This is a genomic window from Jatrophihabitans sp. (assembly GCF_036388195.1).
Taxonomy (GTDB): Bacteria; Actinomycetota; Actinomycetes; order Mycobacteriales; family Jatrophihabitantaceae; genus Jatrophihabitans_A.
Genome location: NZ_DASVSG010000091.1, coordinates 1 through 8,896, shown reverse-complemented (window position 1 = coordinate 8,896; position 8,896 = coordinate 1). Strand labels below are relative to the sequence as shown.

At 72.6% G+C, this 8,896-nt stretch carries 9 protein-coding genes and 3 pseudogenes; 3 read left to right on the top strand and 9 right to left on the bottom strand.

Annotated features, from left to right (window positions below; translation table 11 throughout):
• From VF612_RS09920 to dapE, 4 genes and pseudogenes are all read right to left on the bottom strand, one after another.
• Positions 1-229, bottom strand: a pseudogene (locus tag VF612_RS09920) (hypothetical protein); the annotation flags it as partial.
• Between the two features lie 60 nt (positions 230-289).
• On the bottom strand, positions 290-820 hold the full coding sequence (locus VF612_RS09915) for a TIGR00730 family Rossman fold protein (RefSeq protein ID WP_408659692.1): 531 nt from the start codon (positions 818-820) through the stop codon (positions 290-292).
• 14 nt (positions 821-834) lie between these two features.
• Positions 835-1,665, bottom strand: a complete 831-nt coding sequence (locus tag VF612_RS09910) for a TIGR00730 family Rossman fold protein (RefSeq protein WP_408659691.1) — start codon at positions 1,663-1,665, stop codon at positions 835-837.
• A gap of 9 nt (positions 1,666-1,674) precedes the next feature.
• Positions 1,675-2,799 carry a succinyl-diaminopimelate desuccinylase gene (gene dapE / locus VF612_RS09905; protein ID WP_408659690.1) on the bottom strand — a complete coding sequence of 375 codons (1,125 nt, stop codon included), beginning with the start codon at positions 2,797-2,799 and terminating at the stop codon, positions 1,675-1,677.
• 52 nt (positions 2,800-2,851) lie between these two features.
• Between dapE and dapD the strand changes: the two genes are divergently transcribed.
• Both dapD and VF612_RS09895 read left to right on the top strand, forming a co-directional pair.
• Entirely contained in the window at positions 2,852-3,799 is a 948-nt protein-coding gene (dapD, locus tag VF612_RS09900; RefSeq protein ID WP_408659689.1) for a 2,3,4,5-tetrahydropyridine-2,6-dicarboxylate N-succinyltransferase, read from the top strand.
• A gap of 30 nt (positions 3,800-3,829) precedes the next feature.
• Positions 3,830-4,642, top strand: coding sequence for a hypothetical protein (locus VF612_RS09895; RefSeq protein ID WP_408659688.1), 813 nt, complete (start codon positions 3,830-3,832; stop codon positions 4,640-4,642).
• A 25-nt stretch (positions 4,643-4,667) separates the two neighbouring features.
• Here the strand turns inward: VF612_RS09895 and fdxA are convergent, their stop codons facing one another.
• Entirely contained in the window at positions 4,668-4,994 is a 327-nt protein-coding gene (gene fdxA / locus VF612_RS09890; RefSeq protein ID WP_408659687.1) for a ferredoxin, read from the bottom strand.
• 104 nt (positions 4,995-5,098) lie between these two features.
• Between fdxA and VF612_RS09885 the strand changes: the two genes are divergently transcribed.
• Positions 5,099-6,007, top strand: a complete 909-nt coding sequence (locus VF612_RS09885) for a GNAT family N-acetyltransferase (protein ID WP_408659686.1) — start codon at positions 5,099-5,101, stop codon at positions 6,005-6,007.
• Here the strand turns inward: VF612_RS09885 and VF612_RS09880 are convergent.
• From VF612_RS09880 to VF612_RS09865, 4 genes and pseudogenes are all read right to left on the bottom strand, one after another.
• A complete protein-coding gene (locus tag VF612_RS09880; RefSeq protein ID WP_408659685.1) occupies positions 5,958-6,473 on the bottom strand; it encodes a DUF6113 family protein in 516 nt (171 codons plus the stop codon). The two genes, VF612_RS09885 and VF612_RS09880, sit on opposite strands and share 50 nt — an antisense overlap.
• Positions 6,470-7,507 carry an N-acetyl-1-D-myo-inositol-2-amino-2-deoxy-alpha-D-glucopyranoside deacetylase gene (gene mshB / locus VF612_RS09875; protein WP_408659684.1) on the bottom strand — a complete coding sequence of 346 codons (1,038 nt, stop codon included), beginning with the start codon at positions 7,505-7,507 and terminating at the stop codon, positions 6,470-6,472. Before mshB ends, VF612_RS09880 begins: the two co-directional genes overlap by 4 nt.
• A 157-nt stretch (positions 7,508-7,664) precedes the next feature.
• Positions 7,665-8,465, bottom strand: a pseudogene (locus tag VF612_RS09870) (ABC transporter ATP-binding protein); the annotation flags it as partial.
• Positions 8,458-8,896: pseudogene (locus tag VF612_RS09865) on the bottom strand (ATP-binding cassette domain-containing protein); the annotation flags it as partial. The pseudogenes VF612_RS09865 and VF612_RS09870, both read right to left, overlap by 8 nt.

Below are 8,896 nucleotides of genomic sequence, written 5' to 3'. Positions count from 1 at the left end.
GCCGGTCGATCAGGTCGTCGGTCTCGGCGAACCGGTAGCCCCGCACGCCCACCGGGATGCGCACCCGGTCGAGGTCGGCCCGGACCATCCGCCGGTCGGCCGGCAGCTCGAAGGGCCGGTTGTCCCGTTGCGGGGTCAGCGACAGGCCACCCGGCAGCAGCGCCACCATGCCGTAGAACAGCAGCGCCGCCACCACCAGGGCCAGCAGCAGGTAGCCGAGCAGCAACATGGGCACGATCCTGGCACGCCGGGCCGACAACCGTCGACAGGGCCTGCCCGCGCCGTCCGGTCAGATCAGCGCGAAGGCCGCCTCCACGCAGTCCACCCGGCGCAGCTGCTGCCAGGCCGCCGTCCGGACGAAACCGCGCTCGATCAGGGACTCGACGAACTGCCAGAGCGGGGCGTAGAAGCCGTCCGGGTCCAGCACGATCACCGGCTTGGGGTGCATGCCCAGCGAACCGGCGGTCCACACCTCGAAGAACTCCTCCAGGGTCCCGATGCCGCCGGGCAGCACCAGGAACGCATCGGCATGGGCGTCCATCACCGCCTTGCGCTCGCGCATGGTCTCCACCACCACCAGCCGGTCGGAGTCGGTGTCGGCCACCTCGTAGTCCACCAGGTGCCGCGGGATCACCCCGAGCGTGCGAGCGCCGTGCGCCCGCGCGGCGGCAGCCACCTCCCCCATCATCGAGACCCGGCCGCCGCCGGAGACGAGCTGGTGGCCGCCGTCGCCGATCCGGGCGCCGACCTCGGCGGCCAGCTTCAGGTAGGACTCCTCGATGCCGGGCGAGGACGCGCAGAAGACGCAGATCGAGGCCATCGGGCTAGCGGGGGCTACTGGGCATCGCCGGCCCCGGCCGATTCGGACTCGGCATGCGCGGCGTTCTCGTTGAGCTCCTGCGCCGACCGGTGCGCATCGGCGTTGACGATCAGAGACACCGCCTCCTCGACGTCGGAGGTGACCCGGATCAGCTCCAGGTCCGCCGCCCCGATCTTCGCCTCCGGCAGCACCGTGTCGCGGATCCAGTCCAGCAGCCCCGACCAGTACCGCTCGCCGAACAGGATCACCGGGAACCGGGTGACCTTGCGGGTCTGCACCAGGGTCAGTGCCTCGAACAGCTCGTCCAGGGTGCCGAACCCGCCGGGCAGGATCACGAACGCCTGGGCGTACTTGACGAACATCGTCTTGCGGGCGAAGAAGTACCGGAAGTTCAGCCCGATGTCGACCCAGTCGTTGAGCCGCTGCTCGAAGGGCAGCTCGATGCCCAGGCCGACCGAGGTGCCGCCGGCTTCGGAGGCGCCCCGGTTGGCGGCCTCCATGGCGCCCGGGCCGCCACCGGTGATCACCGCGTAGCCGGCCCTGGCCAGCGCCGCGCCCAGCTGCCGGGCCTGCTGGTATTCCGGGTGCTCGGCGCCGGTGCGGGCCGAACCGAACACCGAGACCGCCGGCCCTAGCTCGGCAAGCAGGCCGAACCCCTCGACGAACTCCGACTGGATGCGCAGCACCCGCCACGGATCGGTGTGCAGCCAGTCGGTCGGGCCGCCGGAGTCCAGCAGCCGCTGGTCGGTGGTAGCGGCGTCGGGCTCGACCTGGCCGCGCCGGAACCTCACCGGCCCGCGGTGCCGCTCGGCCGGCAGCTTGCCGTCAGGACGTCCGTTGGTCATCTCGACACCCTAGTTCGTCCCGGCCTCGCGACGTTGCCCCAGGAAGCCGGCCAGCAACCGCTCGCAGCGCTCCAGCTGCGCCAGCTCCACCGATTCATCGGCCCGGTGCGCCAGGTCCGGGTCACCGGGGCTGAAGTTCAGAGCGGGGATGCCGAGCGCGCTGAACCGGGCCACGTCGGTCCAGCCGAGCTTCGCGGCGACCTCGCCACCGAGCGCGGCAACGGCTCGCTGGGCCAGCGGCCGGTCCAGCCCCGGACGCGCCGCCGGCGCCGAATCCAGGACGGCCAGCTCGACCCCGTCGAACACCGAGCGCAGGTGCGCCTCGGCCTCGGCCTCGGACCGGTCCGGCGCGAACCGGTAGTTGACGGTGATCAGGCAGCGGTCGGGGATCACGTTGCCGGCCACCCCGCCCTCGATGAACACCGCGTTCAGCCCCTCCCGGTAGGTCAGCCCCTCGACCTCCACCTCCCGGGCGCGGTAGTCGGCCAGCCGCTGCAGCACCGGCGCCGCAAGGTGGATGGCATTGCTGCCGAGCCAGCCCCGGGCGCTGTGGGCGCGGGTTCCGGCGATGCTCAGCTGGGCGCGCATGGTGCCCTGGCAGCCACCTTCGACGGCGCCGTTCGTCGGCTCCAGCAGGATCGCCAGGTCGGCCCGCAGCAGCTCCGGGTGCTCGGCGGCGACCCGGTTCAGGCCGTTGCGCGCCGCCTCCACCTCCTCGCAGTCGTAGAACAGCCAGGTCAGGTCGACAGCGGGCTCCAGCGCCCCGGAACCGACCAGCTCCAGCATCCGCAGCTGCAGCGCCACCCCGGACTTCATGTCCGACGCGCCGCAGCCGTGCAGCCGGCCGTCGGCGACCCGGGACGGCAGGTTGCCCGCGATCGGCACCGTGTCCAGGTGCCCGGCCAGCACCACCCGCTCCGGGCGTCCCAGCTCGGTGCGGGCGATCACCACGTTGCCCAGCCGTCGCACCGACAGCGAGCCGTGCCGGCGGGCGGCGGCCTCCACCGCGTCGGTGATCCGGGCCTCATCGCCGGAGACCGACTCGATGTCGACCAGGTCGGCGGTGAGCTGCGCCGCCGAGCGGCTCAGCTGCAGGACGGCGGGCCCGGACGGCTGGGCGGCGGTTGTGGTCACGGCCAGCAGGTTAGTCCGCGCCTGTCCGGACTGGGATGGTTAGGGTGTCGGCGTGACCACCAGCGCAGACAGCCAGCCCAGCACTCACGCCCACGGCTTCGGCGTGGCCAGCATCGCCGAGGACGGCTCCGTCCTGGACGTCTACTACCCCAGCCCCGCCCTCGGGCGTCCCGGCCCGGACGCCACCGCCCCGGACGAGCTGTCGGCGCTGGCCGGTGTCGACGAGCTGCGCGGGGTGCGCACCGAGGTGCTGTCCAGGGAGCTGGAGCTGGCCGCCGAGCCGGTCGACGCCGCGGATGTCTACCTGCGCCTGCACCTGCTCTCGCACCGGCTGGTCGTGCCGCACGGCCTGAACCTCACCGGGGTCTTCGGGCTGCTGACCAACGTGGTGTGGACCAACCACGGGCCGTGCGCGGTCGCCGGCTTCGACCAGGTGCGGACCAGGCTGCGCTCCCGGGGCCCGGTCACCGTCTACGGCGTCGACAAGTTCCCGCGGATGGTGGACTACGTGGTGCCCACCGGAGTGCGGATCGCCGACGCCGACCGGGTGCGCCTGGGCGCTCACCTGGCCGCGGGCACCACCGTGATGCACGAGGGCTTCGTCAACTACAACGCGGGCACGCTCGGCGCCTCGATGGTCGAGGGCCGGATCTCGGCCGGGGTGGTGGTCGGCGACGGCTCGGACGTCGGCGGCGGCGCCTCGATCATGGGAACCCTGTCCGGAGGCGGCAAGGAGGTGATCTCGGTGGGCCGGCGCTGCCTGATCGGCGCGAACGCCGGCATCGGGATCTCGCTGGGCGATGACTGCGTGGTGGCCGCCGGAACGTACGTCACAGCGGGCTCCAAGGTGGTGCTGCCGGATGGAACCGTTCGCAAGGCCGCGGAGTTCTCTGGGCAGTCCGGGCTGCAGTTCTGGCAGAACTCGGTGACCGGCGCGCTGGAGATCCGGCAGCGCACCGGCACGGGTATCACGTTGAACACCGCTCTGCACGCCAACTAGCCGGGTATCAGGATCGGACGGGCAGGGCGAGTGTCAGGTCGAGCACAGCGCGGTACCACCGCCCTGGTGGTCGTGGTGGTCGTCGTGGGCGCCCTTGCCTTCGGCGCCCGGACGCTCTGGCGGGCTGCCCAGTCGGTGGTCAGGCCGGCTGGCTGCGACTTCGGCAGCTACACCCTGCAGCTGGACCAGGCGCAGGTCGCTTCTGTGATCGTCGGGATGGTGCTCAAGCGCGAGCTACCCGAACGGGCAGCGGTGCTGACCATCGGGGCCGCCCTGCAGGAGTCCAAGCTGCGCAACATCCCACCCGGCCAGGGTGACCGGGACTCGGTGGGCATCCTGCAGCAGCGGCCCTCCCAGGGCTGGGGCACAGCCGACCAGATCGCCGACGTGCACTACGCGACCGGCAAGTTCCTGGACGCGGTCGTGCGGGTGCCGAACTGGCAGGAGGACTCGCTGGCCACCGTGGTGCAGACCGTGCAGTTCTCCGCCGACGGCTCGGCCTACGCCCGGCACGAGGCCCAGGCGCAGGCGATCACGGACGCGCTGTACGGCCAGACCCCGGCCGGGGTGACCTGCCGGTTCGACAAGCCCGACCGCTCGGCCACCCCCGCCGTGGTGACGGCTGCGCTGACCCGCGACCTGCCGGTCGCCAAGCCGACGGTGGCCGGGAAGACCGTGACGGTGCCCGACGCCGGCTGGGCGACCGCGGCGTGGCTGGTCTGCAACGCCGATCGGCTGGGCATCGAGACGGTGCGCCACGACGGCAAGCGCTGGAGCTACTCCGGCGGCTGGAAGGACGACGGCGCCGCCAGCAGCTCAGCCGTGGCAGCCACGCTGCACTGAGGCCGCCGGCTCAGCGGAGCTCGTCCTAGTGCTCGCCGGCCTGCGGGGGCAGGGCCATGATGAAGGCCGGGTCGGCCTCGGTCTTGCCCACCTTGGACGCGCCCCCGGGCGAGCCCAGCTCGTCGAAGAAGTCGACGTTGGCCTGGGTGTACTCCCGCCACTTCTCCGGCACGTCGTCCTCGTAGAAGATCGCCTCGACCGGGCACACCGGCTCGCACGCGCCGCAGTCCACGCACTCGTCCGGATGGATGTAGAGCATCCGCCCGCCCTCATAGATGCAGTCGACCGGGCACTCCTCGATACATGCCTTGTCCAGCACATCGACGCAGGGTTCGGCGATCACGTAGGTCACTGGAAGGTCCTCCCGGTACGGGTTGGTGCTGTCGCAGGGGGTACATCATCACGTCGCTGCATAGTATGCCGGTCATGCTGTCTGCAAGGCTCGTGGGGCGGCGGGTGGTTGTACGTTATCGGCGCCAGGACGGGTCTGTCCCGCCGTTGTCCGACGTCGTCGGCGAGCTGGCCTGCCTCACGGCCACCACGGCCGTCGTGGCCGGTGCGCACGGCCCGGTCACCATCGACCGGGCCGCGATCGTGGCCGCGCGGGTGGTCGCCCCGCACCGACGCCAGATCCTGGAGCTGGAACGGGTGGCCCGCCGTGGCTGGCGGGCGGCCGAGGTGGTCGACCTGGACGGCTGGCAGCTGCACGCCGACCAGGGCTGGACCGGCCGGGCGAATTCGGTGCTGCCGCTGGTCACCCCGCGCCGGCCGCTGCCGGAGCTGCTGGCCGAGGCGGGCCGGTTCTACGCCGAGCGCGGGCTGCCGTTGCAGGTCCAGCTGCCGCTGCCGGCTCGTGGGCTGCTCGATGCCGAGCTGGCCGGCCGCTGCTGGACGCTGGAACGGCCCACCATCATGCTGACGGCGCCGATCGATGCCGCGTCCGGGCCCGGCTCCGGCCCGGGTGAGCCGGTGGAGCTGGCAGCGACGCCGTCAGCGGCCTGGCTGGCCGGTTACCACTACCGCGGCGGTTCGCTGCCCGAGCACGCGGTGCGGCTGCTCACCCGCCATGACCGGGTCAGCTTCGCCTCGCTCAGCCGGGACGGCTCGCTGGCCGGCATCGCCCGGGGCGCGGTGGACGAGGGCTGGCTGGGTGTGACCGCTGTCGAGGTCGCCCCGGAGCACCGCCGCTGCGGGGTGGCCAGCACGCTGATGCGGGCGCTGGCGGAGTGGGGGCGCCAGCAGGGAGCGACCGCCTGCTACCTGCAGGTCGACGAGGGCAACTCCGGGGCCTTGGCGCTCTACCAGCAGCTGGGATTCATCGAGCACCATCGCTACCACTACCGGATCGCGCCAGCCGCGATCTGAGCCACCGGCCGGTCCAGGGCCCCGGGCGGCTGGCCCGCCAGAGGGTGACCATACCGGCCAGGGTGCCGAAGCCGAGCAGCGAGTAGGAGATGTAGGCCGTATCACCGGCCGGCAGCAGCACATCGCCCTCGGGGGTGGCGCTGGCCAGCAGGAAGGTGGTCACCAGCCAGCCGGCCACCGGCGGCACCGCCGAGAGCACCGTGTCGGTCAGGCCGCGCGAGATGGCCGGCAGGGCCACATTGCTGAGCACCGCCAGCACGGGGGCCAGCGGGATCAGCGTCTGTCCGATCCGGCTGGGCACCAGCAGCACCTCGATCACCGCGCTCAGCGCTCCGGCGGCGGCGAACAGCAGGTAGCCCAGGACCAGCACACCGGCATGGGGGCGGACGGCCGGCCCACCGGCCCGGGGGGAGGCTGCCGGCCCGCCGGCCCGGGCTGCCGGCCCGCCGGGTCCCTGCCGACTCATCCGGCGCCCGTCGAAGTGCCGGCGCCCGTCGAACTGCCGGCGCCCGTCGAACTGCCGGCGCCCGTCGAACGGCCGGCGCCCGTCGAACGGCCGGCGAGCCGATCCTCGGCGATCCCGCCGAACAGATCGGTCTCACGGCCCTCAGCGTCGCGCTCGCCGCCGGGGCTGCCGAGGACCAGCCGGAAGTACTCGGTGCCCGTCGACTGCTGGCCCAGGTAGTTCGACAGCGCGAAGAACGAGCCTGCCACCGTGACCTGGGTGCGGTGGGCGGCCAGCGCCCGCAGCTTGGCGCCGGCGTGCTCCTCGGCCACGACCGCCGCGGTCACCAGCTCGTCAGCGCACCCGAACGGCAGGTCGTCCACCGAGCCGACGCCGGCGAACGGGGTGTCCGCCGCCTGCAACGCCTGCAGACCGGCCGCCAGCACCGAGCGGGGGGTCGCCGTCCAGTACAGCTTCGAGATCTGCCAACCGGCGCCGGCGGCGGCAAAGCCCGGGTCGGCGGCCGCGGCGAAGGCGGCGGTGGCGACCCGGTGGGCCATGATGTGATCCGGATGGCCGTAGCCACCGATTTCGTCGTAGCTGACCAGCACCTGCGGGCGCACCTCGCGGATCACCTCGACCAGGGCGGTCACCGCGGCCTGGAACACCGCGGGCTCGGAGCTGGCGCGCCAGAACGCGCGCGGCTTGGCGTTGGCCGGGTGCCCCATCATCCCGCTGTCGCGAAAGCGGCCGGCGCCGCCGAGGAACCGGTGGTCGGTGACGCCCAGCTCCGCCATCGCAGCGGCGAGCTCGGCGATCCGCCAGCCGCCCAGCTGGTCGGCGTGATCGACGGCGAGCAGGGCCAGCTCGGGCGCCAGCACCTCGCCCTCCTCACCGAGGGTGCAGGTCACCAGGGTGACGTGCGCCCCGGCCGCGGCGTAGGAGGCCATGGTGGCGCCGGTGCCGATGGTCTCGTCGTCGGGATGGGCGTGCACCAGCAGCAGCCGCCGAGCGGGCAGCGGGCTGCCGTGTCCGGGCGGGAGGTCTGGGGTCACCACTGCCAACCTAGTCGCGACGCACGGGCCGATTCCAGCGTCCGGCCCGCGCGCTGGGTGGTCAGAGCGCGGTGGCTCCGGCGCCACGGCCGTCGGCAGAAGCGCCGGGGGCGTCTTGGACGCCGGTGATCCCGGCGTCCTCACCGGAGGCGATATCGGCCCGCGCCTCCGGGAAGTGGCAGGCCACGAACTGCATGGGCGCCTTGGCATCCAGGGCCGGCACCTCCGAGCGGCAGCGTTCCCGGTCGCTCTCCGACAGCACCGAGCGGTACTTCGGGCAGCGGGTGTGGAACACGCAGCCGGACGGTGGGTTGATCGGGCTGGGCAGGTCGCCGACCAGCAGGATCCGCTCGCGGCGGCCCTCCTTGCGCGGGTCCGGCACCGGCACCGCGGACATCAGCGAGTGCGTGTACGGGTGCATCGGGGTGGCGTACAGGGTGTCGCGGGGCGCCAGCTCCATGACCTTGCCCAGGTACATCACCGCGACCCGGTCGGCGATGTGGCGGACCACCGACAGGTCGTGCGCCACGAAGAGGTAGGCCAGCCCCAGCCGGACCTTGAGCTCCTCCAGCAGGTTGAGCACACCGGCCTGGATCGACACGTCGAGGGCCGAGACCGGCTCGTCGAGCACCAGCAGCTTCGGCTCCAGCGCCAGCGCGCGGGCGATGCCGATCCGCTGCCGCTGGCCGCCGGAGAAGTCCGCCGGGTACCGGTTGGCGTGCTCCGGGGCCAGCCCCACCAGCTGCAGCAGCTCGCTGACCCGCGCCTTGCGCTCCCGCTCGCCGACCCCGAAGGCGCGCAGCGGCTCGTCGATGATGTCGCCGACGGGCAGCCGCGGGTCCAGCGAGGACAGCGGGTCCTGGAAGACCACCTGGATGTCCCGGCGCAGCGCCTTGCGCTCCTTGCGCCCCAGGCCGCCGACGTCCTTGCCGTGCACGGTGATCGAGCCCTCGGTCGGCGACGTGCCGCACCACCGACAGGTCGTGGGCGACGAACAGGTAGGACAGGCCGAGGCGGACCTTGAGGTCCTCCAGCAGGTTCAGCACGCCGGCCTGGATCGAGACGTCCAGCGCCGACACCGGCTCGTCGAGCACCAGCACCTTCGGTTCGAGCGCCAGGGCCCGCGCGATCCCGATGCGCTGCCGCTGCCCGCCCGAGAACTCGTGCGGATACCTCACCGAGTGCTCCGGCCGCAGCCCCACCACGCGCAGCAACTCGGCGACGCGGTCGTTCGCCTTCTGCCCGGTCGCGATCTTGTGGATCGACAGCACCTCGCGGATCGTGTCGCCGATCGTCATCCGCGGGTTCAGCGACGAGAAGGGGTCCTGGAAGATGATCTGCACCTTGCGGCGCATCCGGCGGAGCTCCGCCTTCTCCATCTTGAAGATG